27 protein-coding genes are annotated in these 26,264 nt (G+C 71.1%); 13 read left to right on the forward strand and 14 right to left on the reverse strand.

Annotated features, from left to right (window positions below; all coding sequences use genetic code 11):
• Position 1: 1 nt before the first annotated feature.
• From E0F75_RS35900 to hemL, 5 genes are all read right to left on the reverse strand, one after another.
• Entirely contained in the window at positions 2-739 is a 738-nt protein-coding gene (locus tag E0F75_RS35900) for a cytochrome c biogenesis CcdA family protein (protein ID WP_229315167.1), read from the reverse strand.
• A gap of 4 nt (positions 740-743) precedes the next feature.
• Positions 744-1,349 carry a TlpA disulfide reductase family protein gene (locus E0F75_RS35905; RefSeq protein WP_229315168.1) on the reverse strand — a complete coding sequence of 202 codons (606 nt, stop codon included), beginning with the start codon at positions 1,347-1,349 and terminating at the stop codon, positions 744-746.
• 98 nt (positions 1,350-1,447) lie between these two features.
• Positions 1,448-2,743: a hypothetical protein gene (locus tag E0F75_RS35910; protein WP_267499959.1), complete on the reverse strand. Its 1,296-nt coding sequence runs from the start codon at positions 2,741-2,743 to the stop codon at positions 1,448-1,450.
• 291 nt (positions 2,744-3,034) lie between these two features.
• Positions 3,035-3,742: a histidine phosphatase family protein gene (locus E0F75_RS35915; protein ID WP_229315169.1), complete on the reverse strand. Its 708-nt coding sequence runs from the start codon at positions 3,740-3,742 to the stop codon at positions 3,035-3,037.
• Positions 3,739-5,085: a glutamate-1-semialdehyde 2,1-aminomutase gene (gene hemL / locus E0F75_RS35920; protein ID WP_229315170.1), complete on the reverse strand. Its 1,347-nt coding sequence runs from the start codon at positions 5,083-5,085 to the stop codon at positions 3,739-3,741. Before hemL ends, E0F75_RS35915 begins: the two co-directional genes overlap by 4 nt.
• Positions 5,086-5,315: 230 nt before the next feature.
• On the opposite strand from hemL, the gene E0F75_RS35925 reads away from it, so the two are divergent.
• Positions 5,316-5,939, forward strand: coding sequence for a hypothetical protein (locus E0F75_RS35925; RefSeq protein ID WP_229315171.1), 624 nt, complete (start codon positions 5,316-5,318; stop codon positions 5,937-5,939).
• A gap of 82 nt (positions 5,940-6,021) precedes the next feature.
• Here E0F75_RS35925 and E0F75_RS35930 read toward each other — a convergent pair whose 3' ends face one another.
• On the reverse strand, positions 6,022-7,995 hold the full coding sequence (locus tag E0F75_RS35930) for an APC family permease (protein WP_229315172.1): 1,974 nt from the start codon (positions 7,993-7,995) through the stop codon (positions 6,022-6,024).
• A gap of 126 nt (positions 7,996-8,121) precedes the next feature.
• On the opposite strand from E0F75_RS35930, the gene E0F75_RS35935 reads away from it, so the two are divergent.
• Positions 8,122-8,541 carry a MerR family transcriptional regulator gene (locus tag E0F75_RS35935; RefSeq protein WP_229315211.1) on the forward strand — a complete coding sequence of 140 codons (420 nt, stop codon included), beginning with the start codon at positions 8,122-8,124 and terminating at the stop codon, positions 8,539-8,541.
• A gap of 123 nt (positions 8,542-8,664) precedes the next feature.
• Here the strand turns inward: E0F75_RS35935 and E0F75_RS35940 are convergent, their stop codons facing one another.
• A complete protein-coding gene (locus E0F75_RS35940; protein ID WP_229315173.1) occupies positions 8,665-9,513 on the reverse strand; it encodes an ABC transporter substrate-binding protein in 849 nt (282 codons plus the stop codon).
• Positions 9,514-9,781: 268 nt separating this feature from the next.
• On the opposite strand from E0F75_RS35940, the gene E0F75_RS35945 reads away from it, so the two are divergent.
• Positions 9,782-10,030, forward strand: a complete 249-nt coding sequence (locus tag E0F75_RS35945; RefSeq protein ID WP_229315174.1) for a hypothetical protein — start codon at positions 9,782-9,784, stop codon at positions 10,028-10,030.
• Positions 10,031-10,073: 43 nt separating this feature from the next.
• Here E0F75_RS35945 and E0F75_RS35950 read toward each other — a convergent pair whose 3' ends face one another.
• Complete coding sequence (locus tag E0F75_RS35950; RefSeq protein ID WP_229315175.1) at positions 10,074-10,676, reverse strand: TIGR03086 family metal-binding protein; 603 nt, start codon at positions 10,674-10,676, stop codon at positions 10,074-10,076.
• Positions 10,677-10,760: 84 nt separating this feature from the next.
• On the opposite strand from E0F75_RS35950, the gene E0F75_RS35955 reads away from it, so the two are divergent.
• The gene (locus tag E0F75_RS35955; protein WP_229315176.1) at positions 10,761-11,699 is read left to right on the forward strand and encodes an AraC family transcriptional regulator; all 939 of its coding nucleotides are present in this window, start codon (positions 10,761-10,763) and stop codon (positions 11,697-11,699) included.
• A gap of 14 nt (positions 11,700-11,713) precedes the next feature.
• On the forward strand, positions 11,714-12,268 hold the full coding sequence (locus E0F75_RS35960) for a GNAT family N-acetyltransferase (protein WP_229315177.1): 555 nt from the start codon (positions 11,714-11,716) through the stop codon (positions 12,266-12,268).
• Here E0F75_RS35960 and E0F75_RS35965 read toward each other — a convergent pair.
• A complete protein-coding gene (locus tag E0F75_RS35965; RefSeq protein WP_229315178.1) occupies positions 12,265-12,714 on the reverse strand; it encodes a GNAT family N-acetyltransferase in 450 nt (149 codons plus the stop codon). The genes E0F75_RS35960 and E0F75_RS35965 overlap by 4 nt on opposite strands.
• A 124-nt stretch (positions 12,715-12,838) precedes the next feature.
• Here E0F75_RS35965 and E0F75_RS35970 point away from each other — a divergent pair, with 124 nt between their 5' ends.
• A complete protein-coding gene (locus E0F75_RS35970) occupies positions 12,839-13,690 on the forward strand; it encodes an NAD(P)H-binding protein (RefSeq protein WP_229315179.1) in 852 nt (283 codons plus the stop codon).
• A 51-nt stretch (positions 13,691-13,741) separates the two neighbouring features.
• Positions 13,742-14,482 (forward strand): Mut7-C ubiquitin/RNAse domain-containing protein, encoded by a 741-nt coding sequence (locus tag E0F75_RS35975; RefSeq protein ID WP_229315180.1) that lies wholly within the window; start codon positions 13,742-13,744, stop codon positions 14,480-14,482.
• Between the two features lie 91 nt (positions 14,483-14,573).
• Here E0F75_RS35975 and E0F75_RS35980 read toward each other — a convergent pair whose 3' ends face one another.
• Together E0F75_RS35980 and E0F75_RS35985 are read right to left on the reverse strand one after the other, a co-directional pair.
• Complete coding sequence (locus tag E0F75_RS35980; protein ID WP_229315181.1) at positions 14,574-15,059, reverse strand: MarR family winged helix-turn-helix transcriptional regulator; 486 nt, start codon at positions 15,057-15,059, stop codon at positions 14,574-14,576.
• Between the two features lie 73 nt (positions 15,060-15,132).
• A complete protein-coding gene (locus tag E0F75_RS35985) occupies positions 15,133-15,693 on the reverse strand; it encodes a TetR/AcrR family transcriptional regulator (RefSeq protein ID WP_229315182.1) in 561 nt (186 codons plus the stop codon).
• A 115-nt stretch (positions 15,694-15,808) separates the two neighbouring features.
• Here E0F75_RS35985 and E0F75_RS35990 point away from each other — a divergent pair, with 115 nt between their 5' ends.
• Positions 15,809-17,296 carry an FAD-dependent monooxygenase gene (locus E0F75_RS35990; protein WP_229315183.1) on the forward strand — a complete coding sequence of 496 codons (1,488 nt, stop codon included), beginning with the start codon at positions 15,809-15,811 and terminating at the stop codon, positions 17,294-17,296.
• A 4-nt stretch (positions 17,297-17,300) separates the two neighbouring features.
• On the opposite strand, the gene E0F75_RS35995 is transcribed toward E0F75_RS35990, so the two are convergent.
• Positions 17,301-17,783 (reverse strand): hypothetical protein, encoded by a 483-nt coding sequence (locus E0F75_RS35995; RefSeq protein ID WP_229315184.1) that lies wholly within the window; start codon positions 17,781-17,783, stop codon positions 17,301-17,303.
• A gap of 164 nt (positions 17,784-17,947) precedes the next feature.
• Between E0F75_RS35995 and E0F75_RS36000 the strand changes: the two genes are divergently transcribed.
• Positions 17,948-18,712 (forward strand): SDR family NAD(P)-dependent oxidoreductase, encoded by a 765-nt coding sequence (locus E0F75_RS36000; protein ID WP_229315185.1) that lies wholly within the window; start codon positions 17,948-17,950, stop codon positions 18,710-18,712.
• Positions 18,713-18,865: 153 nt separating this feature from the next.
• Entirely contained in the window at positions 18,866-19,726 is an 861-nt protein-coding gene (locus E0F75_RS36005; RefSeq protein ID WP_229315186.1) for an LAGLIDADG family homing endonuclease, read from the forward strand.
• A 61-nt stretch (positions 19,727-19,787) separates the two neighbouring features.
• Here E0F75_RS36005 and E0F75_RS36010 read toward each other — a convergent pair whose 3' ends face one another.
• Positions 19,788-20,981, reverse strand: coding sequence for an RtcB family protein (locus tag E0F75_RS36010; RefSeq protein WP_229315187.1), 1,194 nt, complete (start codon positions 20,979-20,981; stop codon positions 19,788-19,790).
• A gap of 174 nt (positions 20,982-21,155) precedes the next feature.
• Between E0F75_RS36010 and E0F75_RS36015 the strand changes: the two genes are divergently transcribed.
• The 3 genes from E0F75_RS36015 (at position 21,156) to E0F75_RS36025 (ending at position 24,315) form a co-directional block, all read left to right on the forward strand.
• Positions 21,156-22,118 (forward strand): DUF3558 domain-containing protein, encoded by a 963-nt coding sequence (locus tag E0F75_RS36015; protein ID WP_229315188.1) that lies wholly within the window; start codon positions 21,156-21,158, stop codon positions 22,116-22,118.
• Between the two features lie 87 nt (positions 22,119-22,205).
• Positions 22,206-22,943, forward strand: coding sequence for a DUF3558 domain-containing protein (locus E0F75_RS36020; RefSeq protein WP_229315189.1), 738 nt, complete (start codon positions 22,206-22,208; stop codon positions 22,941-22,943).
• A gap of 154 nt (positions 22,944-23,097) precedes the next feature.
• Complete coding sequence (locus E0F75_RS36025; RefSeq protein WP_229315190.1) at positions 23,098-24,315, forward strand: DUF2637 domain-containing protein; 1,218 nt, start codon at positions 23,098-23,100, stop codon at positions 24,313-24,315.
• Positions 24,316-24,394: 79 nt separating this feature from the next.
• Here the strand turns inward: E0F75_RS36025 and lysS are convergent, their stop codons facing one another.
• Positions 24,395-26,176 carry a lysine--tRNA ligase gene (gene lysS / locus E0F75_RS36030; RefSeq protein WP_229315191.1) on the reverse strand — a complete coding sequence of 594 codons (1,782 nt, stop codon included), beginning with the start codon at positions 26,174-26,176 and terminating at the stop codon, positions 24,395-24,397.
• Between the last annotated feature and the right edge of the window lie 88 nt (positions 26,177-26,264).

The raw sequence follows: 26,264 nt of genomic DNA on the forward strand, positions 1-26,264 counted from the left end.
CTCAGATCCCCACCGTGAAACCGCTGGACCAGCCCTGCATCGTGGCGACCATGCTGTCCCACGCGCCTGTGAGGAGCAGGACACCGGTGACGAGCATCATGCCGCCGCCGATCCGCATGACCCACACATAGTGCTTCTTCACCCACCCGAACGCCCCGAGGGCCTTGCGGAAGGCTATGGCGGCGAGCACGAACGGCACGCCGAGGCCGAGGCAGTACGCGAAGGCGAGCAGCGCGCCGCGGCCGGCGCTGGCCTGCTCCAGGGCGAGCGCGTTGACCGAGGCGAGCGTCGGGCCGATGCACGGGGTCCAGCCGATGCCGAAGAGCGCGCCGAGCAGCGGCGCGCCGACCAGACCGGCGACGGGCTTCCTGTGGAAGCGGAACTCGCGCTGGGTGAACCAGGGCATCAGACCGAGGAAGAACACGCCCATGAGGATCATGAGCACGCCGAGGATCGTGGTGAGCGTCTCGCGGTACTCCTGGAGGGTCGACCCGAAGTAGCCGAAGAGCGCCCCGCCGGACACGAACACGGCGGTGAAGCCGAGGACGAAGAGGACGGCCCCCGCGGTCATCCGGCCGCGGCGGCTCTGGGCGAGGTCGGTGCCGGAGACGCCGGTCACGTACGACAGGTAGCCGGGGACCAGCGGGAGGACGCAGGGCGAGAAGAAGGAGACCAGGCCGGCGAGGAGGGCGACGGGAAGTGCGAGGAGCAGGGCTCCGCTGGTGACGGTCTCGTTCACCGGCTCACTTCTCCTTGAGGAGGGGGTCGATCATCGACCGCAGCTTCTCCTCGTTGAGCGCCATGAGCGAGCGGGCCGCGATCCGGCCCTCCTTGTCGAGGACGACGGTGGAGGGGATGGACTGCGGGGAGAGCGTGCCCTTGGGGAAGCCGAAGAGGATCAGCTTCCCCTGCGGGTCGTAGAGGCTCGGGTAGGTGACCCCGAAGTCCTCCTCGAAGGCGAGGGCGGGCTGCTTGTTGGGGTCGCGGGTGTTGAGTCCGACGAACTCGACGTCCTTGCCCTCCAGGTCCTTGGCGACCTTCGCGAAGTGCGGGGCCTCGGCGCGGCACGGGGCGCACCAGGAGCCCCACACGTTGAGGACGACGACCTTGCCCTTGAGGTCGGCGACGTCGAGCTGCTTGCCGTCGAGGGTCTCGCCCGCGAGCTTCCCGGTGGCCGCGCGCTCGCCCTTGGGCGCGGTGGCGATACCACCCGTGTTGGTCACGAAGTTGGTGTTGCCACCGCCGCCGGACTTGCCGTTGCTGTCGCCGCCGCAGGCCGAGAGCGTGAGGGCGGCGGACAGCACTCCGACGGCGAGCAGGGTGCGTCGAGGGGCACGGCTAAGGCTCATGTGAAAAGTTTCGCATGGGCGTTTGGGGGATCTTGGGCACCCCCCTACGTGCCCGGAAAGCCCCTTGTCAAGATCGCCTAAGCGAACACGGCCGACGACTATGCGGACGGGGTCGACGAGGGCGTCGAACCGTTCGGCGCGGGCTTGAGGAAAGTATTCCAGCCGCCGGCCGGCTTCTGTCCCACTTCCAGCGAGCGCAGCTTCTGGAGGATCTTCGGGTCCTGGACGTCGAGCCAGTCGACGAACTGCCTGAAGGAGACGAGCCGGACGTCCTTCTTGCCGGCCATGCCCTTGAGCGCGTCCTCGACGGCGTCCATGTAGATGCCGCCGTTCCACTGCTCGAAGTGGTTGCCGATGAAGAAGGGCGCGCGGTTCGACTCGTACGCGCGCGTGAAGCCGCCGAGGAGCGCCTCGGTGGCCTGCTTGCGCCAGCCCGGGTAGCGCGAGGGCATGCCCTTCGTCGTGTTCTTCGACTGGTTGGCGAGCATGTTGTAGTCCATCGACAGGACCTCGAAGGAGTGCCCGGGGAAGGGCACGGCCTGCAGCGGGAGGTCCCAGATGCCCTGGCGCTTGGTGGGCCACGTCTGCCGGCCGCCGGGCGAGCTGGCGTCGTAGCGCCAGTTGAGCCGCTTGGCGGTGGGCAGCAGGTTGTCCTGGCCGAGGAGGCAGGGCGTACGGCCGCCGACGAGCTCCTTGGAGTAGTCGAAGGGCAGCGGGTCGAGGTCGGTCCAGCCGCTGTTCGTCTTCCACTCGGTGACGAACTTCATGGCCTGGTCGATCTCGCTCTGCCACTGGGCGGGGGTCCAGTTGCCCACGGAGCCGGAGCCGCCGCAGAAGTGCCCGTTGAAGTGGGTGCCGATCTCGTGGCCCTCGAGCCAGGCCTGCCGGACGTACTTCAGGGTGTCCTTGATGTGGCCGTCGGTGAGGTAACCGATGTCCGAGGCGCCGACGCGGTTGTTCGGCGGGCGGTAGAGGTTCATCTTCGACTCGGGGAGGACGTAGATCCCGGAGAGGAAGAAGGTCATCGCCGCGTCGTGGTTCTTGGCGAGTTCGAGGAAGCGCGGGAACAGGCCGTTGCCGACCTCGCCGGCACCGTCCCAGGAGAAGATCACGAACTGGGGCGGGGTCTGGCCGGGTTCGAGCGGGACGGGGGCGTCGGGCTGGTGCGGCTGCTTTCCGGTGTCGGCGGTGGAACCGTCGCCGATGAGCTTGACGTCGTCCTTGGTCGGGGTGTTCGTGCTCGGCTCCGCCGAGACGTCGCCCCCCTTGCCGGGTCCGGAACGCCCGGACTTGTCCTGATTGTCGCTGCTGCACGCGGCGATGCCCATCGCCGCCGCGGCACCAACGCCCGCCCCGAGCAGCCCCCTTCGACTGATCCCACTGATCCCGCGCATGACATCCCCATTCGCGCTGACGTATTAACGAAACGTCATCCAAACCGACAATGAGTGAGATGCCGGGAGGAACACGGAGGTTCCGGGAAATCGCACAAAAATTTCAGGGCGGTCGGTTGGCATGAACACCACCCGACCGCCCTGAACTGTGGACCGCCGACTCCCGCACTGTCCAGCGGGGACGTAATCCTTCACCGAAGGACTACATGCGGCTCCGGAAGAGCCGCCGCCACGCTTCGGAAGAACTGCGTCCCGCTCCTGGGGGGAGAACTACGTCCTGCTCAAGAAGGCTTACGCTCCGAAAGCCTTCGACTTCCCCTTGACCGGCTTCGCGCCGGCCAGGAGATGCGCCGGAACGAGGTCCCGGGCCGGCTCGCTGTACCCGACCGAGACGATCTTGTCGCCCTTGTACGTGAACGAGGTCAGCGAGGCGAGCGTGCACTGGCGCCGCCGCGGATCGTGCCAGAGCCGGCGCTTCTCCACGAAGCTGCGGACGATCCAGATCGGCAGCTGGTGACTGACCAGCACCGCCTCGTGCCCCCGGGCCGCGTCCTTCGCCGCGTCGAGCGCCCCCATCATGCGGACGACCTGCTCGACGTACGGCTCGCCCCAGGACGGCTGGAACGGGTTCGTCAGGTGCTTCCAGTTCGCCGGCTTGCGCAGCGCCCCGTCACCGACACCGAACGTCTTGCCCTCGAAGACGTTCGCCGCCTCGATGAGCCGCTCGTCCGTGGCCAGATCCAGACCGTGCGCCTTGGCGACCGGCGTCGCCGTCTCCTGCGCCCGCTCCAGCGGGGAGGCGACGACGTACGTGATGTCCCGGTCGGCCAGGCTCTCCGCGACCCGGTCCGCCATCTGCCGGCCGAGCTCGGAGAGGTGATAGCCGGCGCGGCGCCCGTAGAGGACACCGTCGGGGTTGTGCACCTCGCCGTGCCGCATCAGATGGACGACCGTGATGTCCTGATCGGCGCCGTGGGTGCCGTTGCCGCTCTCGCTCATGCCGTCGCCTCCGCGGCGGCGCGGGCGGCGGCCGGCAGGGCGGCGGCGATCCGCTCGATCGCCCGCTCGTCGTGGGCGGCCGACACGAACCAGGACTCGAAGGCGGACGGCGGCAGGTAGACGCCGTCGGCCAGCATCGAGTGGAAGAAGGCGTTGAAGCGGAAGGCCTCCTGCTGCTTCGCCTCGTCGTAGTTCCGCACCTCGTCGGCGGTGAAGAAGACCGAGAACATGTTGGACGCGGTCTGCAACCGGTGCGCCACGCCCTCCTTGGCGAGCGCGTCGGTGACCAGGCCCCGGACCGTCTCCGAGACCGCGTTCACCCTGGCGTACGCCGCGTCGTCGAGCAGCCGCAGCTGCGCGAGCCCGGCGGCCGTCGCGATCGGGTTACCGGAGAGGGTGCCCGCCTGGTAGACCGGGCCGGCCGGGGCGAGGTGCCCCATGACGTCGGCGCGGCCACCGAACGCGGCGGCCGGGAAGCCGCCGCCCATGACCTTGCCGAAGGTCAGCAGGTCGGCCTTGACGCCGTCGACGCCGTACCAGCCGGCCTTCGACGTACGGAAACCGGTCATCACCTCGTCGGAGATGTACAGCGCGCCGTTCTCCCGGCACAGGTCCGCGAGGCCCTGGTTGAAGCCCTCGGCCGGCGGCACGACGCCCATGTTGCCGGGCGAGGCCTCGGTGATGACACAGGCGATCTCGCCCGGGTGCGCGGCGAACGCGGCCCGGACGGCCTCCAGGTCGTTGTAGGGGAGCACGATCGTGTCCCCGGCCTGGGCGCCGGTCACGCCGGGCGTGTCGGGAAGCCCCAGGGTGGCGACACCGGAACCGGCCGCGGCGAGCAGCGCGTCCACGTGGCCGTGGTAGCAGCCCGCGAACTTGACGACCTTGGCGCGCCCGGTGAACCCGCGGGCGAGCCGGATCGCGGACATCGTGGCCTCGGTGCCCGAGGAGACGAGCCGTACCTGCTCGACGGGCTCGACGCGCGCCACGATCTCCTCGGCGAGCGCGACCTCGCCCTCGCCCGGCGTACCGAAGGAGGTGCCGCGGGCGACGGCCTGCTGCACCGCGGCGGTGACCTCGGGGTGCGCGTGGCCGAGGATCATCGGCCCCCACGAGCACACCAGGTCGACGTACTCACGACCGTCCGCGTCGGTGAGGTAGGGACCGGAACCGGACACCATGAACCGGGGCGTTCCGCCCACGGCCCGGAAGGCACGCACCGGTGAGTTCACGCCGCCGGGCGTCACGAGGGAAGCGCGGTCGAAAAGCGTCTGTGAGACTGGGGCTTCGTATGAATACGGCACTGTGATCCTGACCTGCGAGAACGACTTCGGGCACGACATCGGGGACGGAGGGAGGGTGTGAACATCCTGAGTATTACGCCGGGGCGTTCGCCCTCCGCGTCTGCGAAACTGGGGCCTCATAGGGATGGCTCACGGAATCCATGGTGTCAGAGGCCACGGCGTTCTTGCGGACAGGTGTTTCACCGTACGAACGCGGGGGAGGTCACTGACACGATGATCGGGTTGCGCGGCGGGGTCGTGTTGCCGAGAAAAAGCAGTCGGGTGGAGATATGCATCGCGGTGGCGGACCGGGCGAGGGGACGGACGATCTGGGTCCGGAGTCTGCCCGCCGGGGCAGGCACCGGCGCCGGCGGGGCGAGGACTCGGCCTCGGGAGCCCCGGGCATTCCCGGCATCCCCGACACCTCGGGCCCTCCGGGTGATCCGGTCAGCGGAAGCGCGAGCGGGAGTGGCCGGTTGGGGGTGACGTACAAGTACTTCGGTGCGCCCGACGGCGCCACGGCGGCCCGCGTCCCGATCTCGATGCGCCCGGAGGAGCTCGGCGGCGACGAGCTCGGCATGGGCGGCATGTTCACCAAGATCAAGCCGGAGACGATAGCGGCCATGGTCCTGACCGGCATCCAGGGCATGCCCCTGAACAAGGTGCCGCCGCTCGAGCTGGTGGTCCTGCACCCGGACTACGCCGTGGTGAAGCTGCCGATGACCGTGGTCGACCCGCTGCGCGCGATCGGCGAGGAGTCGGTCGGCGCCGCCGCGTTCATCTGGTCCACGGTCCCGGACCGCGGCGGCCCGCGCGACGCCTTCGACGTCTACCAGCTGCTCCACGAGTGGCAGGACTTCTCGGTCCGCCTCCACGAGGCGGGCCACCAGCCGTACTGCTTGGTGTGGCCGTAGGGATCCGGTAGCACCGGGAGGACCGGTCCTCGGTCAGGTCCGGTCAGGTCCTCGGTCAGATCCGGTCCGGTCCGGTCCTCGGTCAGGTCCGGTCCTCGGCCGCTTTCGCGGCGTCCGCCGCCTTCGCGCGCTCGGCGGCCAGCTCGCGGGCGGAGGCGAGCCGGTACGGCACGTCGATGACGACGACGTTCTTCATGAACAGCAGCCGGGTCTTGAGGCGCAGTGCGCTCTGGTTGTGGAGCGGCTGCTCCCACCAGTGACCCACCACGTACTCGGGGATGACCACCGAGATCACCGCGTCCCCCGTCCGCTCGGGCGCCTCCCGGACGTGCCGCAGGACCGGCTGGACGATCGAGCGGTACGGGGAGCCGAGCACTCGCAGCGGTACGTCGATGCCGTGGGCCTCCCAGGTCGCGCGGAGCACCTCCGCCTCGGCCGGGTCCTCCGCGACGGTGACCGCCGTGAGCGAGGCGGGGTGCAGGGTCTTCGCGTACGACAGGGCCCGGAGGCTGGGCGCGTTGACCGAGGCCACCAGGACGAGGACGTGGTTCTCGGCGAGGGCGTGCGGCCGCTGCCCGGGGGCGACGGCCACCTCGGCGGCGACGGCGTCGTAGTGCCGCCGCACCCCCTTCATCCCGGCGAAGAGCACCGGCATCGCGATGACGACGATCCAGGCGCCGTGGGTGAACTTGGTGATGAGCACGATGACGAGGACGACCGCCGTCAGACAGGCGCCGAAGGCGTTGATCGCGAGACGGCGGTGGATGTTGTGACGGTCGGCGGCGCCCGCGGGTGTGGCGAGTTCTCGCCGCCAGTGCTTGACCATGCCGGCCTGGGAAAGGGTGAAGGAGACGAAGACGCCGAGGATGTACAGCTGGATGAGGCGGGTCAGCTGCGCGTCGAAGGCGACGATGAGGACGATCGCGGCGAGCGCGAGGAGGACGATGCCGTTGGAGTAGACGAGCCGGTCGCCGCGGTGGAAGAGCTGGCGGGGCGCGTAGCGGTCGCGGCCGAGGACGGAGGCGAGCATCGGGAAGCCGTTGAAGGCGGTGTTGGCCGCCAGGATCAGGACGCCCGCGGTGACGGCCTGGAGCACGTAGAAGAGGATGTGCCAGTCACCGAAGGTGGCCCGTCCGATCTGCGCGAGCGCGGTGGACGTCGGGGTGCCGGGCGCGAGCCCGAGTTCGGTGGGGTCCTCGGCGACGTGGACCTCGTAGACCATCGCGAGCACGGTGATCCCGAAGAACATGGTCACGGAAAGCCCGCCCATGATCGCGAGCGTCATCGCCGCGTTGCGGCTCTTGGGCTTGGCGAACGCCGGTACGCCGTTGCTGACGGCCTCGACACCGGTCAGCGCGGTACAGCCGGAGGCGAAGGCGCGCAGCGCGAGCAGCACGAGCGCGATCCCCGAGTAGGTGGAGACCGCCTCGACGGGCAGGTCGGCGGACTCGGCCCGGATCGTCGCACCGGTCGCCATCCGTACCGCGGCCACCGCGAACATCAGATAGATGACCGCGATGAAGGCGTACGTCGGCAAGGCGAACCAGCGCCCCGACTCCCGCACTCCGCGCAGGTTCAGCCAGGCCAGCACGGCCACGAAGAACACCGACATGGCCACGGCGTGCCCGTCGAGCGAGGGGACGGCCGAGGTGATGGCGGCGACCCCGGAGACGACGGAGACGGCGACGGTCATCACGTAGTCGATCAGCAGCGCGGAGGCGGCGGTGAGCGCGGCGGTCTGCCCGAGGTTCTCGGCGGAGACGACATAGGCCCCGCCGCCGCCCGGATAGGCGTAGCAGGTCTGCCGGTACGAGGCGACGACGACCAGGAGCAGGATCACGATGCCGACCGCCGCGTACCAGGCCAGATGGAGCACCGCGAGGCCGCCGAGGGCCAGGATCAGCAGGATCTCCTCGGTGGCGTACGCGACCGAGGAGAGCGGGTCGCTGCAGAAGATCGGCAGGGCGACCCGCTTCGGCAGCAGGGTCTCCCCGAGCCGGCCGCTGTCCAACGGACGACCTACGAGCAGGCGTTTCGCCGCACTTCCAGCTCTCATAAGTGCTGAAGTTAGGACGAATGGTATGTAATGCGCGGAAGCCGCGCCCTGTGGGGACCCCGTACGCCCGGTGGGAGCCCCGTACGAGGAAGGACCTGACGCGTGAGCGGAGTACGAGGAATGCGGATGGCCGGCGAGCCCATGCAGATCGGCGAGGTCGCCGCACGGACCGAACTGTCCCTGCGCACGATCCGGCAGTACGAGGACAGCGGCCTGGTCGTCCCGTCCGCGGCCTCACCGGGCGGCTTCCCGCTCTACACGGACGCGGACGTGTCCCGGCTGATGGTCGTCCGCCGGATGAAGCCGCTCGGCTTCACCCTCGACGAGACCCGCGAACTCCTCACGGCCGTGGACCTGCTGGCCGCCGAACGCGCGGGCACGGACACCGAGCTCGACCCGGACGAGCGGGCCGCGCTCGTGGCCCGCGTCCGCGGCTACGAGCAGGCCGCCGCGGAGCGGGTCGCCGAGCTGCGGGCCCAGCTCTCCCGCGCGGAGGAGTTCGCCGACTCGCTCCGCCGGACCCGCCTCACAGCGACCCCGGCCTGAAGCCGACGCCGACGCCGGCCCCGGCCCCGGGCCCGGCGTGGGGTCGACACCGGGCCCGGCCCCGACTTGAGGTCGACGCCGGCCCTAGATCGGCGCCGGCCCGAGATCGACGCGCGTGCCGGTTCAGTCGGCGAGCGCTCCTGCCAGTGCGCGGAAGAAGCGCGCGTACGCGGCCGGGCTGGGCGGGGTCTCCGGGTTCCACGGCGTGAACCGGACGCCGGACAGGGCCTCGTCCGGCGCCGTGGCGTGCGCCCTGCTGTCGAAGAGGACCAGGTCGGGCCGGAGCTCGGCGGCCCGGCCCCAGTCACCGGTGAGCCAGTTGGCCCCGGGCCCCGGGCCCGGGTCGACGAGCCGGACGCCGAGCTCGGCGAGCCTCGCCAGCTCGGGCCAGGCGAGCGGCCGGGCGAGGTGCACCTGGTCGGGACCGGCCCCGGAGAGGGCGAGCACCCCGAGCCCGGTCCGCGCGGCGGCCTCCCGGAGCTCGTCCTCGGCGGCCCGGAGGCCGGCCGGGGAACCCTCGGCGGTCGTCCCGTCGACCGCCGCCGCCCCCAGACTCACCGCCAGCGCGCCGAACCGGTCGAGGATGGCCGGCAGGGTGAGCTCGTTGCCGACGGAGAGCGCGACGAGCGGCACCCCGAGCCGTTCGGCGACGGCCTCGTCGAGCGCGTAGGGGCTCTTCCCGTCGTAGGTCACGTCGACGATCACGTCCGGCCGCAGCTCCCGCAGCAGCCCCTCGTCGAGGACCCGGCCCGGCCCGAGGTAGGTCACCGCGGCCGCCGTCAGCCCGCCCTCCTTCGCCGGGTCGAGGACGTCCCCGTCGTGCCCGGAGCCGTACACCGCGACCGGCGTCACGCCCAGGTCACACAGGGCGGCCCCGGCCCGCACGTACGCGATCACCCGCCGCGGCACGCGGGCCGCCCCCAGCTCCGTACCTCTGTCGTCCGTGAATCCCCATGCCTGCGTCCCGGACATACGGCTGCTCCCTCCCCGGCCGGAAATGTGCCTCTTCCGAGCACCTTGGAGCGGTTCCGCGGCCCGCACAAGAGGGCCTGCCCGCTGTGCGGGCCACCGGGCGGCCGGGTCCGGGACCAAGGTCCCGGACCCCCCTGCCGAAAGTCCCCCAGGGTGGTGTTAACTGAACAGGTCGGGAGGAAGCAGTAGGAATCGTCGGGCTCTCGTGCCCGTGCGCCACCTGCCGGGGCGCACGGCGTCGGGCGGCCCTCACGCCCTGGAGTGAGTCATGTCCGTGCCCGGCCAGTTCTCCGATCCCCGTGTGATCACGCTCTTCGGCCTGCTCGCCGTCTCGACGGTGGTGTGGCTGTCGCTCGGCCTGCGCGCCCGCGCCCGTGACCGCCGCGACCGGGCGCGCACCCCGCTGGAGCGGGTCTGGCATCCGCAGGAGTCGATACCGCTGACGCCCGCGGAGGAGCACGCCTTCGGCCAGGTCGTCTCGCGGCTCTCCCCCGGCCCGGCGGGCCGCCTGCGCTGAGCGCCGGCCCTCCGGCCACCTGCCGGCAGACCGGCCCCGGGCCTCAGGCCTCCCAGGCGCGCGGATCGCGGCCCGTCGTCGCGAGCAGCCGCTCGAAGGCGGTGGCATCGCCGGGCACCTCGACGGCCTCCCCGAAGACACCCATCTTGCGGGCCATGGGCGCCATCCGCTCCACCTCCTCGACGAGCCCGTCGACCACGCCCGGGTCGGGTGTGAAGCTCCGCCCGGTGGCGCGGGCCAGGTCCCAGGCGTGCACGGTGAGGTCGAGCAGCACCATGGACCCGACGGTCCGCGCCGGCATGGCCATGCCCCCGGTGGTGCCCTCCTCGGCGCCGGGCGCCGACCAGGCCTCGACGAGCTTCCCGGTCTCGACCTCGAAGCGGTCCCGCCAGTCGGCGTCGGCGAGCCGGTCCGTGGTGGCGGAGAGATCGGCGGGCTGCTTGGCGGCGAGCGCCTGGAAGTGCACGACGACGCCGAGAAGATGGTTCAGCAGGGCGCGCACGTCGTACTCGGCGCAGGGCGTGGGCGCGCCCAGCGAGGCGTCGGCGATGCCCCTGACCAGGGGCGTGGCCTGCGCGGCGGCGCTACGGAGCAGATCACCGATGCGGGGCGGGGCACCGGTACGGAGCAGGTCCTCGTTCGTCATGGGAGCGACGTTAGGAGAGGCTGCCCACCCCCGTCTTGAAGAAACACGCCAGGACGGGATCCCGTCCCGACCTAGCATCGGAGCATGTCCGACTCCGCTCCCCGCAAGGACACCCGAGGCATCGTCGACCCCGCCGAACTGCTCTCCCGCGTCCGCTTCCGCCGGCACACCCCGGCGCCGGAGCTGCGGCCCTATCTGGAGCACTACTGGCTGATCGACTGGGAGCTGCCGGAGCCGTACGCGACCCATGTCGTCCCGCACCCCTCGATGAACATCGTCTTCCAGCGGTACGGGGCACTCGGCGCCCCGGCGGCGGACGCGCGCGCGTCCGCCGAGGTCTCCGGGATCGGGCTCGGCCTGTTCACCCGGAAACTGACGGAGGCGGGCCGGGTCTGCGGGATCCAGTTCCGCCCCGGCGGCTTCCGCCCCTTCGCGCCCGCGTGGCCGGTGTCGGCCTGGACGGGCCGCCGGGTCCCCCTGGCGGAGGTCTTCCCGGACGCGGGCACCGAGGCGGGGGGCGGTACGGGCGCGGAGACGGGACACGGGGGCATCGTTACGGGCACGGAGACGGGACACGCGGGCACGGACGCCGACCTCCTGTCCGCCGTCCTCTCCCCCGGCACCGACCACGCGCGCGTGGCGGCGCTCGACGCCTTCCTGCTCGCCCACGGCCCCGCGCCCGACCCGGCCGCCGACCGGGCCATGGAGCTGGTGGACCTGATCCGGGGGGACCGTACGGTCCGCAAGGTGACCCAACTGGTCTCGGCGTCCGGCCTGTCGGCGCGCTCGCTGCAGCGCCTCTTCGCGGCCCACGTCGGCGTCGGCCCGAAGTGGGTGATCCTGCGCTACCGCATCCACGAGGCCCTGGAGCGCGCCGAGGCCGCGGGCGCGGCGGGCGGCCCGGACTGGGCGGCCCTGGCGGTGGAGCTGGGCTACAGCGACCAGGCCCATCTCGTACGGGAGTTCACGGCGACGATCGGGGTGTCGCCGACGGCGTACGCCCGGGGAGTGTCAGCGCCCTGACCTACCGTACGGAGATGGACACCGACACCACCTCGCCCGTACGGCTCGAACCCTGGTCCGAGGCCGATGCCGGCCTGCTGCGCGCCCTGAACGCACCGGAGTTGATGGATCACCTCGGCGGCCCGGAGACGGACGAGCAGCTCGTCCGGCGCCACCGGCGGTACGTGGACCTGAGCGCCGGCGAGCCGGGCGCGGGGCGCATGTACCGGATCGTGCTGCTGCCGGGGGAGGCCGTGGTCGGCAGCATCGGCTTCTGGGTGCGGACCGGCGACGGCGAGCCGGCGTACGAGACCGGGTGGGCCGTGCTGCCGGGCTTCCAGGGCCGGGGCGTAGCGAGCGCCGCCACGCGCGCGGTGGCCGTGGAGGCCCGGGCCGCGGGCCTCCATCGCTTCCTCCACGCGTTCCCGTCGACGGAGAACGCCGCGTCGAACGCGGTGTGTCGCAAGGCGGGGTTCGAGCTGCTCGGCGAGCGGGACTTCGAGTACCCGCCGGGGCACCCGATGCGCTGCAACGACTGGCGCCTCGACCTGGAGAAGCCGGTCCGCACGACACCCCCCAGGGGCGCTTAGGAGGCGTCTTCCGGCGTGGTGAGCGGCCGGATGAAGTGGAAGGCCGCGATGTCGAAGCGCTCACGCAGGTAGAAGCGGTGGGCTCCGGTGCGGTGGGTGCCGGAGTCCAGGTTGAGCTCGTGGCAGCCGGCCGCGCGGGCGTGGCCCTCCAGATGGTCGATGAGCGCGTGGCCGACCCCGGTGGAGCGGGTGTCGGCGGCGGTCACGAGGTCGTCGACGTAGAGCTGCCGCAGGGAACTGGTGTTGATGACGATCCGCCAGCCGGCCGCGCCGACGCAGCGCCCCTCGTCGGTGTAGGCGGCGCTGAAGCGCAGTCCCTGGGAGTGCCCGGTCTCGTACACCTCGCGGAAGAGCTCCGGGGTGAGGTGGGGGCGGAGTTCGGAGAGGACGGGCAGGAGGTCCTTCTCCAGCCGGGGGTCACCGGGCTCGAGGTCGATGATCTTCATGCCGGGACGGTACCTCAGGGTTTCATCCGGGTTGACGCACATGGCACGACCCTGGATATTTATCTGTGTGACGCAGATGATGTGTCACGAAGGGAATCGCAACCGCTCTGGAAGGAGCCCCCTCATGACCGTTCTCGTCACCGGCAGCCGCGGCCGCGTCGCCTCCACCCTGCTCGGCCTCCTCGACGCCGCCGGCATCAAGGCGAAAGCCGCCTCCAAGAACCCCACCGACCTCTCACCACCGCCCGGGGTCGACACAGTGCGCTGCGACCTCACCGACCCGGCCACCTTCGACACCGCTCTGACCGGCGTCGACTCCGTCTTCCTGTACGCCGAGGCCGGCCACGCCGAGGCCTTCGCCGACCGGGCCCGCGCCGCCGGCGTCGAGCACGTCGTCCTGCTCTCCTCCAGCTCCGTCCTCGCCCCGGACGCCGCCGAGAACCCGATCGCCGCCTCCCACCTCGCCGCCGAGCGCGCCCTCTCCGCCGCCGCGGACACCGGGGCCTTCGAGGCCACCCACCTCCAGCCGGGCGCCTTCGCCACCAACGCCCTGCAGTGGGCCCGGGCCCTCCGCAGCGGGCGGGGACCCGCCCTGCCCCACCCGAACGCGTACGGCGACCCGATCCATGAGCGCGATGTCGCCGAGGCGGCCTTCGCGGTCCTCACCGAGCCCCGGCTGCGCGGCTCCTCGTACCTCCTGACGGGCCCCGAGTCGCTGACCTTCGTCGAGCAGCTGGCGATACTCGCCGAGGTGACCGGCCGGCCCGCACCCCACACCGTCGTGACCCCCGAGGAGTGGAAGGCGTCGGTCACCGGCTTCATGCCGGAGCTCTTCGCCGACGCCCTGCTGTCCTACTGGGCCACGCACGACGGCCGGCCGACACCGCTGACCCGCACGGTCGAGGAACTGACCGGCCACCCGGCCCGCACCTTCGCCGCCTGGGCCGCCGACCACGAGGCGGACTTCCGCCCCTGACGGCGACGAATTCCCTGGCCGCCCGTCCCGCCCCGATGCGATCCTGTCCCCGTGAACGGACCGGAGATCCACATCAGCTTCGCCCCCGACCTGGGGCTCTTCGTCTCGGCCGACCGCCGCTCGGGCCGCACGCCCGTGACCACCGACGGCGCCTCCTCGCTCGGCCACGTCGTGGAGTCCCTCGGCGTACCGCTCACCGAGGCCGGCCGGCTACTGGTCGACGGACGGCCCGTCGACGTCTCCTACGTCCCCGCGGCGGGCGAGACCGTCGAGGTGGAGGGCGTCACCCGCCCGCAGCCGGTGCGACCGGGCGCGCCCCTCCGGTTCCTGCTCGACGTGCACCTCGGCACACTGGCCCGGCGGCTTCGGCTGCTCGGGGTGGACGCGGCCTACGAGAGCGAGGACATCGGCGACCCCGCCCTGGCCGCGCTCTCCGCGCGCGAGCGGCGCGTCATGCTCTCGCGGGACCGCGGCCTGCTCCGCCGCCGCGAACTGTGGGCGGGGGCCTACATCTACAGCGACCGTCCGGACGACCAGCTCCGCGACGTCCTGGAGCGCTTCGCGCCGCCGCTCGCGCCATGGACGCGGTGCACGGCGTGCAACGGACGACTGAGCGACGCCGACAAGGACACGGTGCGCGAGCGCCTTGAGCAGGGCACCGAGAAGTCGTACGACGTGTTCGCCGAGTGCGTGGAGTGCGGCCGGGTCTACTGGCGCGGCGCCCACCACGCCCGGCTGGAGGCGATCGTCTCCGACGCGGTACGCGAGTTCGGCGGCGCGACGGCCGGCTGACCCCCCGAGCCCCATCTCCCCAGCCCCCAGCCGACAGCCGACAGCCGGCCGACCAGCCGATGGCCGATGCCAACGCGCCGCCCGGCCCCGCTCAGCCCAGGTCGCCGCCGCGCAGCCGCTCGATCTGCGCGGCGCTGATCTCGACGGTGCGCTGCATATGGGCGATGAGCAGGGCGAGCTCGGCGTCGCTGTAGACGTCGAACATCGTGCCCCAGGTGCTGTTGAGCTTGCGCCACAGAGCGCCCAGTTCGGCGATGCGCTCGGGCACGAGGGCCACCAGGACCCGGCGCCGGTCCTCGGTGTCCCGTTCGCGCGTGACGTAGCCGGACCGCTCCAGGCGGTCGACGAGCCGGGTCGCGGAGCCGGTGGTGAGCCCGGTCAGCTCGGCGACCCGCCCGGTGGTCACCGGGCCCTCCTCCAGGCTGAGCAGGTTCAGGCACTGCACATCGGTCGGGTGGAGCCCCAGACGGTCGGCGACGGCCTGGTTGAACAGGGCGTACGCCGCCATGTAGCGGCGGGCCTCCCCGTACAGCTCGGTCATCAGCGCCTCGCGCCGGCCTGAACTCTTCTGCGTCATGCAGAGATTGTACGAACCAGGCACCGCCCCGCACCGGCCCGCGCCGACCGACCCGCCCCCACCGCGGTCGCCCTCAGGGCGTCTCGGCGGTCAGATAGCGCTGCACGGTCGGGCCCAGCCAGGCCACGATCTCCTCGGGCGTCATCTCGACGACCGGCGGCAGCCGCAGCACATAACGGGTGAGCGCCATGCCGAGGATCTGGGACGCGACGAGCGCCGCCCGCCGCGGCGCCTCTGCCGGGTCGGGGCAGACGCCCCGGGTCACGGGCCCGAGCTGCTGGGCGAAGACCGCCCGCATCCGCTCCGCCCCGGCCTCGTTGGTGACCCCCACCCGCAGGAGCCCGGTGAGGACGTCGTCCCGCTCCCAGCGCTCCAGGAAGTGGGTGACCAGGACGGCCCCGATGTGCCGCGCGGGCAGGCCGCCCAGCTCGGGCAGGTTCAGCTCGATCTCCGAGGCGGCGGCGAACAGGCCCTCCTTGTTGCCGTAGTAGCGCATGACCATCGACGGATCGATCCCGGCGTCCCGGGCGATGGCCCGGATGGTGGCGCGGTCGTATCCGTCGGAGGCGAAGCGCTCGCGGGCGGCCTCCAGGATGGCGGCTCTGGTGGCGTCGGAACGGCGGGCGGTCGTCATACCAACGACTGTAGGCCAACGGGCGTTGACATTCCATCAGAGCGGCTTCTACAGTTGCCAACAAGCGTTGACCAACAGCCGTTGGCAAACGACCGTGGGCACCCCGGAGGCAGCCATGAGCACCGCGGAGACACCGAAGACCACCCAGACCACCCAGACCACCGAGAGCACCGAGAGCACCGAGAGCACCGACCCGACGGACACCCAGGTCCTCGTCATCGGCGCCGGCCCCACCGGCCTCCTCCTCGCCGGCGACCTCGCCACCGCCGGCGTCGACGTCACCCTCGTCGAGCGCCGCCCGCACGGCCTCGCCAACATGACCCGCGCCTTCGGCGTCCACGCCCGCACCCTGGAGCAGCTCGACGCCCGCGGACTCGCGGACGAACTCGTCGCCACCGGCACGACCCTCGGCACCGCACGGCTCTTCGGCCGACTGGACCTCGACCTCACCCGGCTGCCCAGCCGCTTCAACCACCTGCTCGTCACCCCGCAGTACGAGGTCGAGCGCCTCCTGGAGCGACGGGCGGTGGCCGCCGGCGTCACCTTCCGGTACGGCACGGAGCTGCGCGGACTGCGCCAGGACACCGGCACGGTGACGGCGGAGTTCACCGACTCCGCCGGAGCCCCGCTCACCCTCACCGCCCGCCACCTGGTCGGCACGGACGGCGTCCGCAGCGCCGTCCGCACCGCCCTGGGCCTGCCCTTCCCCGGCGGATCCGTGATCCGCTCCCTCGTCCTCGCCGACGTCCGCCTCGCGGAGGAGCCCGCCGACGCGTTCAGCGTCAGCGGTTCCGGCGACACCTTCGCCTTCCTCGCCCCCTTCGGCGACGGCTGGTACCGGGTGATGGGCTGGAGCCGCACCCGCCAGGTCCCCGACACCGAACCCGTCGACCTGGACGAGGTCCGCGAGATCACCCGCCGTGCGCTGGGCACCGACCTCGGCATGCACGACCCCCGCTGGATCTCCCGCTTCCACAGCGACGAGCGCCAGGTCCCCTCGTACCGCGTGGGCCGGGTCTTCCTCGCCGGCGACGCCGCCCATGTCCACTCCCCCGCCGGCGGCCAGGGCATGAACACCGGCCTCCAGGACGCCGCCAACCTCTCCTGGAAGCTCGCCGCCGTCCTGCGCGGCGACGCACCCGCACCCGAAGCCCTCCTCGACAGCTACCAGTCCGAGCGCCACCCCGTCGGCGCCACCGTGCTCCGCACCAGCGGCGCGCTCGTGCGCCTCGCGATGGCCCACACCCCGCTCACCCGCGCCGCCCGCTCCCTCGCCGCCCGACTCCTGAGCGCGGTACGACCCGCCTCCGCCCGCGCCATGGGCATGATCAGCGGACTCGGCATCGCGTACGCACCCCCGGCGGGCTCCAAGCGCCCCGCGGGCCGCCGCGCACCGGATCTACGACTGCGCGAAGGCCGTCTCTACGAGCTGCTGCGAGCGGGCGAGTTCGTACTGATCACCCCGGAGGCCGGGCTCCCGGACCTGCCCGGGACCGCCCCGGTCTCCCCCGAGCGCCTCGTGCGGGCCACCTGGGCGGACCCGACGCGAAGCACGGCGGTACTGGTCCGCCCCGACGGCTACGTCCACTGGGCGGGCAACTGAACCCTCAGAACACGTAAGGATCACCGGTGGCGAGCACAAGCACCCGATGCCGGTCGTTCCGCGGATTCCGGTCGGCCACCCCGTCCCGCCAGGCGGTGGTGATGTCCACGGTCAGCTCGTCCGGAAGGCCCGCGGTCCGCAGGTCGAGCGCCAGCTCACCGGCACCCCCCGCGGCCGGCAGCTCGCCCGTCCGACAGGAGACCGCCCGGTCACTGCTCCACAGACAGGCCTCCGGCAGCTCCAGCCCACCCGCCATCGGCACGGAGAACGCGAGCCGGACCGTCGCCTGGGAGAGATCGGTGGGACCGAAGTTCTCACTGACCAGCCAGACCCCGACCCGCCCGTCCCAGAGGGAGACATGACCGTGATGGGACAGATCCGCCTCGGGCCCCACCACCGGCCCCACGGCACCGGCACTCACGCCCGCGCCCATCACCACCGCGGCCGCGAGAGCGACCCCGAGCACAGCCTTCCGCAATCCACGCATAGGGCCAAAATACCCACAGATCATCTGATCTTCTGACAACCACTCAGTCAGCGTGTCTCCCGGGCGGGCCGCCCCTCACACGCACCGCGCCCTTCGAGATCGGCGCCGCCTATCCTGGCCGGGCGATCGACGTAATCGACCATCTGCGCGAGGAGCACGACGTCATGACTGCCCCCGGTACCCCCATCGCCGTCATCACCGGAGCGAGCAGCGGAATCGGCGCCGCCACGGCCAGGCAGCTCGCCGCCGCCGGCTACCGCGTGGTCCTCACCGCCCGGCGCAAGGACCGCATCGAGGAGCTGGCCGCCGAGATCAACGAGGCCGGCCACCAGGCCGCCGCCTACGCCCTCGACGTCACCGACCGCGCCGCCGTCGACGAGTTCGCCACGGCCTTCCAGAGCCTCGCCGTCCTGGTCAACAACGCCGGCGGCGCCCTCGGCGCCGACCCCGTCGCCACCGGCGACCCGGCCGACTGGCGCCAGATGTACGAGGTCAACGTCATCGGCACGCTGAACATGACCCAGGCCCTGCTCCCGGCCCTCACCGCGAGCGGCGACGGCACGGTCGTCGTCCTCTCCTCGACCGCCGGCCACTCCACCTACGAGGGCGGCGCCGGCTACGTCGTCGCGAAGAACGGCGCCCGCGTCCTCGCCGAGACCCTCCGCCTGGAGATCGTCGGCACTCCGGTCCGCGTCATCGAGATCGCCCCCGGCATGGTCAAGACGGACGAGTTCGCCACCACCCGCTTCCGCGGCGACACCGAGAAGGCCGCCAAGGTCTACGCCGGCGTGGCCGAACCCCTCACCGCGGACGACGTGGCCGACACCATCACCTGGGCCTGCACCCGCCCCCCGCACGTCAACATCGACCTCCTGGTCGTCCGCCCCCGCGCCCAGGCCTCCAACACCAAGGTCCACCGCGAGCTCTGACAACACGGCGACACGTTCGGGTGAACCACCTAGATCACCTGCGCGGCGCCCGCACTCGCGCCATAGCGTCGAAGACAACTCCATACAGAACGGCCCTCGGCAGGGATTGCACTCCCGGCCGAGGGCCTCACCAGAAGGAAGAAGCAACTTCCCATGGCTGAACAGGACCCTAGCGCGCCCGCGCTTTTCGACATGAGCGCCCTCACGCCGACGTTCATGGATCTCCAGACCCCCGAGTACGCCTACATGTTCGGCTTCCTGCAAGCCGACGGGCACCTGGCTCGCGGGACCGGCCAGAAAGGCAAGCTGACCGCCGAGATCAACGCGCGGGACATCCACATCCTCCGCGAGTTCCAGCGCTTGACCCCCTACTACAGCTCCGTCACGGAGCGGGTACGCGCCACCAACTTCGCCGAGCAGGCCCACTCGGCCACATGGACCCTGTGCGCACTCGAGGCCAGGACCATCATCAACGAGCTCGGAATCCCCTACGGCAAGAAGTCGCGAGTCATCCGGCCACCCCGCTTCGACTTCTCCCGGCCGGACTACCTCCGCGGCGTCATCGATGCCGACGGATCGCTCGGCTGGACCGCCGAGGGCATCCCCTTCCTCTCCTTCACATCAGCCAGCACGGCCCTGGCCGCATACCTGTGCCACTACGCAAAGAAAGTCACGGGCACCGAGCGCATCGCCCGCCGCAACGCCCGTGACCAGGTCTACGTCATCACCTACTACAAGGAGCGAGCCCAGCAGCTCGCCGAGCACCTCTACTACCCCGGCTGCCTCGCCCTGGACCACAAGAAGGCCAACGCGGCATCGATCCAGACCTGGGTGCGTCCAGCAGACATGAGGTTCGCACCACCCCGTCGACGCTGGACCGAGACCGACGACCGCGAACTGCTGCGGCTCAACGACCCCGCCGCCGCAGCCATCGCGCTCGACCGAACCGAGCAGAGCTGCTCGATGCGCCTGTGGCGACTCCGTACCGGCCAGACGCCGTCACCCACCCGATAGCCACGCACGTGGGACGGGGCGCCGCCGACGCGGCGCCCCGTCCCCGTTCCGCCCGAAGCCTTCACCCCTTCACGCAGATGACCTGCTTCAGCTTGGCGACGACCTCCACCAGATCCCGCTGCTGCTCGATGACCTTCTCGATCGGCTTGTAGGCACCCGGGATCTCGTCCACGACGCCGGAGTCCTTGCGGCACTCCACACCCCGCGTCTGCTCCTCCAGGTCTTGCGTCGAGAAGCGCCGCTTCGCCGCGCTCCGGCTCATCTTCCGGCCCGCGCCGTGCGAGGCGGAGTTGAAGGACGCCGCGTTGCCCAGGCCCTTCACGATGTACGAACCCGTACCCATCGAGCCCGGGATGATCCCGAACTCCCCGGAGCCGGCCCGGATCGCACCCTTCCGGGTAACGAGCAGGTCCATGCCCTCGTACCGCTCCTCCGCCACGTAGTTGTGGTGGCAGGAGATCACCTGGTCGAAGGTCACCCGGGCCTTGCGGAACTCCCGGCGGACGACCTCCTGGAAGAGCGCCATCATGATCGCGCGGTTGTACTTCGCGTACTCCTGGGCCCAGAAGAGGTCGTGCCGATAGGCCGCCATCTGCGGGGTGTCCGAGACGAAGACCGCCAGGTCACGGTCAACAAGGCCCTGGTTGTGAGGCAGCTTCTGCGCCTCGCCGATGTGGTATTCGGCGAGTTCCTTGCCTATGTTCCGGGAGCCGGAGTGGAGCATTAGCCATACCGAACCGACAGAATCGATACAAAGTTCAACAAAGTGGTTGCCCTGTCCGAGCGTTCCCATCTGCTGTCGCGCCCGTTCCTGACGGAATTTGACCGCGTCCGCCACCCCGTCGAACCGCGACCAGAAGTCGTCCCAGCCCGACGTCGGGAACTGGTAGAGCCGCCCCGGGTCCACCTCCGAGCGGTGCAGACCCCGGCCCACCGGAATCGCCTGCTCGATCTTCGAGCGGAGCCTCGACAGATCACCCGGAAGGTCGTTCGCCGTCAGCGAGGACTTGACCGCCGACATGCCGCAGCCGATGTCCACACCGACCGCCGCGGGACAGACCGCCCCCTGCATCGCGATCACCGAACCGACCGTCGCGCCCTTGCCGTAGTGCACGTCCGGCATCACGGCGAGGCCCTTGATCCACGGCAGCGTCGCCACGTTCTGCAGCTGTTGCATGGCACCGCCCTCCACCGTGGCGGGGTCGGCCCACATCCGGATGGGAACTTTCGCACCAGGTACCTCTACGTACGACATACTTCCTCGATTCCCCCGAAAAGTCTGATAACGCAAAAACCGGCGCCAAAGCCCGTACAGGTGACAGCGGACCGGCATCAACAGCTGCGTGTGCGATAGACATTGTGTCCATCGGCCGGGTTCGCGCGGCAAACAGTTTTCGGGAAAGACCTCGGGAGAAGGGAGCCTGGGAGCGTGCAGCGAAAGAGGTACACCCCCGGCCGCACCGGGTCCACGGCTCGCACCGCCGTCGTCCTCACACTCGGCCTCGGCCTCGGAATCGGCCTCACGGGCTGCTCGTCCAGCACCCCGGCCGACGACATCGCCGTCGACGCCAAGGCCGGCCCCGCCGCGCCCGTCGCCCCCCCGGGCCGCTACCGCACGCTCTTCGAGCCCTGCGGCGCCGTCCCCCAGGCGACGCTCAAGGACCTGCTCCCCGGCGCCGCCGCCCTCGGCGACGCCGAGCGCAGCAAGGCGTACCGTGGCGTCGCCTCCGTGACGTACGACACCGACCGGCGGGTCGGCTGCACCTGGAAGGCCGACACCCCGGACATCTCGCACCGGCTGGTGCTCGACATCGAGCGGGTGGTCTCGTACGACACCGCCGTCAGCGACGAGGACCGGGCGCAGGAGGTGTACGTCCGCAAGCAGCTCGCGGCGGGCATCCCGCTGCCCCCGACCGCGCCGCCGACCACCGCCCCGACCGCGACGACGACGCCGTCGATCCCGGCGACGTCCGGCACCCCGACGACGACCGGCCGGCCCCCGGGCGCGACACAGGGCGCGACCCCGCCGGCGGCCACGACGGCGGGTGCCACCAAGGCCGGCGACGCCGCCGGCGCCCCGTCGGGGAAGCCCTCCGCCGGCGCCACCGCGCCCTCCTCCGGAGCCACCCCGTCGAACCCCTCCCCCACCGGCCTCGAACCCCGTGTCCTCGAAGGCCTCGGGAACATCGCGTACCTCGACGACACCCTCAGTTCGGTCGGCGCGAACGGCCATCAGCGTGCCGTCAGCGTGGTGTTCCGCACATCCAACGTCATCGTGACCGTCTCCTACCGGGAGCAGACGACCGGTTCGGCCGAGGCCCCCGACAGCACGGAGCTGCAGGAAAGGGCCCGGAACCTGGCCCGGCTGCTCGCCGAGCGCCTGGAGGAGTAGCCGTCCGCACCCGCTCCGCGAGCGGACGGACACCACGTAACGTGTCGGCGTACCGGCCGGACCGTACGACAAGCGACTGAAGGAACCATGCAGCGAACAGCCCCGCGACTCACCCGCATACTCGCCTGCGCCGCCGTCCCGGTGATGCTCGTCGTCGCAGGCTGTTCCTCGGACTCCGGCGACGGCGGGTCCGGCTCGACGGGTTCGAAGGACAAGGCGGCCTCGTCGGCCTCCGCCACTCCCTCGCCCTCGCAGACGACGAAGACGGTCGAGCCGGCGAAGTTCGCGAAGCTGCCCGAGGCCTGCAAGGCGATCGTCGCGAAGACGACGTCCTCGCTGGTGCCCAAGGCGAAGACCAAGAACGGCACGCCGGCCGTCTCCAGCGACCTCGGCAGCCGGAGCGGCTGCTCGTGGAACGGTCTGGACGACAAGGGCGTGAAGGGTTCGCAGTACCGCTGGCTCGACGTGTCCTTCTACCGGTACGAGTCGGACACCGCGCTCGGGAGCGGTCAGGAGCGCGCGCAGGAGAACCTGGCGAAGGAGCTCGCCAAGATCGAGGAGACGCCGGGCGCGAAGAAGCTCCGCACCGCCACGGCGACGGGCATCGGTGACGAGGCGAAGTCCGTCGCGTACCAGCTGCGCAAGACCGACGAGGACTTCGTCTACGGCTCGATCGTGGCGCGCACGGGCAATGTGCTGGTGCTGCTCTCGTACAACGGCGCCGGGTACGCGGGTGCGGCCACGCCGTCGGACCAGACGGTCATGAGTGGTGCGGTGAAGGCGGCCAAGGAGGCCGTCGCCGCGGTCGCCGCCGCGAACAAGTAGGCGCTGGCGAAGTCCGACAACCAGTCGCAAACCAGCGCAGAGTGGCACGTCGATGCGGAGCCCGTCCCTCCCCCGGGGGCCGGGCTTCGCGCACATGTGCCAGTCTGTGCGCGCGAGATGTCGATTGACGGGGAGGGGATCGCGGGTGGCCGCGATGCAGCTGACACGCACACACCGGATACTCATCGGCCTCGTCATCGCCGGTGCGTTGATCATCGCGGGGATCGGTTTCGCGGGTTCGTACGCCGCCGTGCGCGAGCTCGCCGTGCAGAAGGGCTTCGGCACCTTCTCGTACTTCTTCCCGATCGGTATCGACGCGGGCATCTGTGTGCTGCTCGCCCTGGATCTGCTGCTGACGTGGCTGCGGATCCCGTTTCCGCTGCTGCGGCAGACCGCGTGGGTGCTGACGGCGGCGACGATCGCGTTCAACGGCGCGGCCGCCTGGCCCGACCCGCTGGGTGTCGGGATGCACGCGGTGATCCCGATCCTGTTCGTGGTGGCCGTCGAGGCCGCCCGGCACGCGGTGGGCCGGATCGCGGACATCACGGCGGACAAGCACATGGAGGGCGTTCGGCTGACCCGCTGGCTGCTGTCCCCGGTGCCGACGTTCCGGCTGTGGCGCCGGATGAAGCTGTGGGAGCTCCGCTCGTACGAGCAGGTGATCAAGCTGGAGCAGGAGCGGCTGATCTACCAGGCGCGTCTCCAGGCCCGTTTCGGCCGGAGCTGGCGCCGCAAGGCGCCGGTGGAGGCGCTGATGCCGTTGCGTCTCGCGCGGTACGGGGTACCGCTCGCGGAGACGGCGGCGGCGGGTCTCGCGGCGGCCGGCATCGAGCCGGCGGTGCTGCCTCCGCAGCCGCAGGGCACGTCGCCGCTGCTGCCGCAGCAGCCGCAGCCTCTGCAGCCGGCCCAGCAGCCGCAGCCGGTGCAGCTCGCGCCGGCGCCGCAGCCGGTTCCCGATGCGCCGGAGGGCCCTGAGGAGAGCCCCTGGTTCGCCGGGCAGGCGCGGCCGGACGGCTATCAGGGCTCGTACAATCCCCAGATCGTCGACGGCCTGGAGCCGATCCCGGTGCCGGTGCCGCTCGGCCCTGAGGACGTTCCCCCGCCGGGGCCGGAGGAGTTCGTCGAGTACCCCGAGTACGTCGAGGAGCAGCCGGCGCCGCAGGAGGTCGAGGAGTTCCGCGAGGTCGTCTACAAGCAGACCTGGGCGTACGCCGTGGAGAACGATCGCTTCCCGGAGACCCAGGAGCTCGAACGGCTGGTGGCTGATCATTACGGCGTCGAGCAGCTCCGCAACCCCGAGCTGCTCCACCGGATGATCCCCGAGGTCCAGCAGCGGATCCAGCAGGACATGCAGGAGTACCGCACCCCCTGACCCGCACGGGAGTACGTGAAGGGGCCGCCGCCCGGCATCCGGGCGGCGGCCCCTTCACGTACTCAGGTCACCCGCGTGCTCATGCGCCGAGCAGCTTCCTCACCCGGTCGGCTCCTACGGCGAGCAGCAGCGTGGGCAGTCGCGGCCCGGTCTCGCGGCTGACGAGGAGCTTGTAGAGCAGGGCGAAGAACGAGCGCTGCGCGAGCTTCAGCTCGGGCGTCGGCTTGGCCTCGGCGTCGAGACCGGCCATGACCTTCGGGACGCCGTAGACGAGGGTGGTGAGCCCGTCGAGCGACCAGTGGCTGTCGAGGCCTTCCAGGAGCAGGCGGAGCGACTCGTGGCCCTCGTCGTCCAGGGAGCCGAGGAGCTCGGTGTCGGGTTCCTCGCGGACGATGGTGCGCTGGTCGGCCGGGACCTGGCTGGTGATCCAGTTCTCGGCGCGGTCGAGGCGCGGCCGGACCTCGTCGAGGGACGCGACCGGGTTCTCGGGGTCGAGGTCGGTCAGGATCCGCAGGGTCTGCTCGTCGTGGCCTGCGGTGATGTCGATGACCGAGGCGAGGGTGCGGTACGGGAGCGGGCGCGGGGTGCGCGGGAGCTCACCGGCGGCCGTGCGGGCGGCGCGGGTGTGGGCGGCGGCGTCGGCGGGCAGCACGCTGCCGTCGGCGACCTTGGCCTCCAGCTTGTCCCACTCGTCGTAGAGCCGCTGGATCTCCTGGTCGAAGGCGATCTTGAAGGACTGGTTGGGGCGGCGGCGCGCGTACAGCCAGCGCAGCAGCGGCGCTTCCATGATCTTCAGTGCGTCGGCGGCGGTCGGGACGCCACCTCGCGAGGAGGACATCTTGGCCATGCCGCTGATGCCGACGAAGGCGTACATCGGGCCGATGGGCTGGACGCCGTCGAAGATCTCGCGGACGATCTGGCCGCCGACGACGAAGGACGAGCCGGGCGAGGAGTGGTCGACGCCGGAGGGCTCGAAGATGACGCCCTCGTACGCCCAGCGCATCGGCCAGTCGACCTTCCAGACCAGCTTGCCGCGGTTGAACTCGCTCAGCTTCACGGTCTCGGAGAAGCCGCAGTTGGTGCAGGTGTAGGCGAGCTCGGTGGTGTCGTCGTCGTACGAGGTGACCGTGGTCAGGTCCTTCTCGCACTGCCCGCAGTACGGCTTGTACGGGAAGTAGCCCGAGGAGCCGCCGGAGCCGTCGTCCTCGTTCGCCGCGCCGGAGCCTTCCTCCGCCTCCAGCTCGGCCTCGTCGAGGGGCTTCTGCGACTGCTTCTTCGGCGTCTTCTTCGTCCGGTACTGGTCGAGGATGGCGTCGATGTCGCCGCGGTGCCTCATCGCGTGCAGGACCTGCTCGCGGTAGGTGCCCGCGGTGTACTGCTCGGTCTGGCTGATCGGGTCGTACTCGACGCCGAGTTCGGCAAGGGACTCGACCATGGCGGCCTTGAAGTGCTCGGCCCAGTTGGCGTGGGGGGAGCCGGCGGGGGCCGGGACGGAGGTCAGCGGCTTGCCGATGTGCTCGGCCCAGGACGCGTCGATGCCCTCGATGCCGTTGGGCACCTTGCGGTAGCGGTCGTAGTCGTCCCAGGAGATCAGGTGCCTGACCTCGTGCCCGCGGCGGCGGAGCTCGTCGGCGACCAGGTGCGGGGTCATGACCTCGCGGAGGTTGCCCAGGTGGATCGGGCCGGACGGGGAGAGGCCGGAGGCGACGACGACCGGTTTGCCAGGCGCACGTCGCTCCGACTCGGCGATGACCTCGTCCGCGAAACGGGAGACCCAGTCGGTCTCGGTGCTGCTCTGAGCCACGGTCGGTACGTCCTTCTTCCTGGGTGGGGTGCTGCCTGAGGGCCCTACGTGAGCCATTCTCCCAGACGGAAGAGTGCTCCCCGAGGTTGTCCACAGGTGGAGATCGTCCGCGTCCCGTGGTTGTCCACAGGCGGGGAAATCACGT

The sequence above is a fragment of the Streptomyces sp. CB02980 genome, assembly GCF_014451325.2.
Lineage (GTDB): Bacteria > Actinomycetota > Actinomycetes > Streptomycetales > Streptomycetaceae > Streptomyces.

Excerpts from the sequence above, each read along its gene's own strand:
- E0F75_RS35965 (WP_229315178.1), bottom strand. The coding sequence starts at position 12,714 with ATGAAGATCATCGACCTCGAGCCCGGTGACCCCCGGCTGGAGAAGGAC.
- E0F75_RS35995 (WP_229315184.1), bottom strand. The coding sequence starts at position 17,783 with ATGCGTGGATTGCGGAAGGCTGTGCTCGGGGTCGCTCTCGCGGCCGCG.
- E0F75_RS36005 (WP_229315186.1), top strand. The coding sequence starts at position 18,866 with ATGGCTGAACAGGACCCTAGCGCGCCCGCGCTTTTCGACATGAGCGCC.
- E0F75_RS35955 (WP_229315176.1), top strand. The coding sequence starts at position 10,761 with ATGTCCGACTCCGCTCCCCGCAAGGACACCCGAGGCATCGTCGACCCC.
- lysS (WP_229315191.1), bottom strand. The coding sequence starts at position 26,176 with ATGGCTCACGTAGGGCCCTCAGGCAGCACCCCACCCAGGAAGAAGGAC.
- E0F75_RS36010 (WP_229315187.1), bottom strand. The coding sequence starts at position 20,981 with ATGTCGTACGTAGAGGTACCTGGTGCGAAAGTTCCCATCCGGATGTGG.
- E0F75_RS36000 (WP_229315185.1), top strand. The coding sequence starts at position 17,948 with ATGACTGCCCCCGGTACCCCCATCGCCGTCATCACCGGAGCGAGCAGC.
- E0F75_RS35935 (WP_229315211.1), top strand. The coding sequence starts at position 8,122 with ATGGCCGGCGAGCCCATGCAGATCGGCGAGGTCGCCGCACGGACCGAA.
- E0F75_RS35960 (WP_229315177.1), top strand. The coding sequence starts at position 11,714 with ATGGACACCGACACCACCTCGCCCGTACGGCTCGAACCCTGGTCCGAG.
- E0F75_RS36020 (WP_229315189.1), top strand. The coding sequence starts at position 22,206 with ATGCAGCGAACAGCCCCGCGACTCACCCGCATACTCGCCTGCGCCGCC.
- E0F75_RS35905 (WP_229315168.1), bottom strand. The coding sequence starts at position 1,349 with ATGAGCCTTAGCCGTGCCCCTCGACGCACCCTGCTCGCCGTCGGAGTG.
- E0F75_RS35915 (WP_229315169.1), bottom strand. The coding sequence starts at position 3,742 with ATGAGCGAGAGCGGCAACGGCACCCACGGCGCCGATCAGGACATCACG.
- E0F75_RS35950 (WP_229315175.1), bottom strand. The coding sequence starts at position 10,676 with ATGACGAACGAGGACCTGCTCCGTACCGGTGCCCCGCCCCGCATCGGT.
- E0F75_RS35970 (WP_229315179.1), top strand. The coding sequence starts at position 12,839 with ATGACCGTTCTCGTCACCGGCAGCCGCGGCCGCGTCGCCTCCACCCTG.
- E0F75_RS35945 (WP_229315174.1), top strand. The coding sequence starts at position 9,782 with ATGTCCGTGCCCGGCCAGTTCTCCGATCCCCGTGTGATCACGCTCTTC.
- E0F75_RS35990 (WP_229315183.1), top strand. The coding sequence starts at position 15,809 with ATGAGCACCGCGGAGACACCGAAGACCACCCAGACCACCCAGACCACC.
- E0F75_RS35910 (WP_267499959.1), bottom strand. The coding sequence starts at position 2,743 with ATGCGCGGGATCAGTGGGATCAGTCGAAGGGGGCTGCTCGGGGCGGGC.
- E0F75_RS35930 (WP_229315172.1), bottom strand. The coding sequence starts at position 7,995 with ATGAGAGCTGGAAGTGCGGCGAAACGCCTGCTCGTAGGTCGTCCGTTG.
- hemL (WP_229315170.1), bottom strand. The coding sequence starts at position 5,085 with ATGTCGTGCCCGAAGTCGTTCTCGCAGGTCAGGATCACAGTGCCGTAT.
- E0F75_RS35980 (WP_229315181.1), bottom strand. The coding sequence starts at position 15,059 with ATGACGCAGAAGAGTTCAGGCCGGCGCGAGGCGCTGATGACCGAGCTG.
- E0F75_RS35925 (WP_229315171.1), top strand. The coding sequence starts at position 5,316 with ATGCATCGCGGTGGCGGACCGGGCGAGGGGACGGACGATCTGGGTCCG.
- E0F75_RS35985 (WP_229315182.1), bottom strand. The coding sequence starts at position 15,693 with ATGACGACCGCCCGCCGTTCCGACGCCACCAGAGCCGCCATCCTGGAG.
- E0F75_RS36025 (WP_229315190.1), top strand. The coding sequence starts at position 23,098 with ATGCAGCTGACACGCACACACCGGATACTCATCGGCCTCGTCATCGCC.
- E0F75_RS35940 (WP_229315173.1), bottom strand. The coding sequence starts at position 9,513 with ATGTCCGGGACGCAGGCATGGGGATTCACGGACGACAGAGGTACGGAG.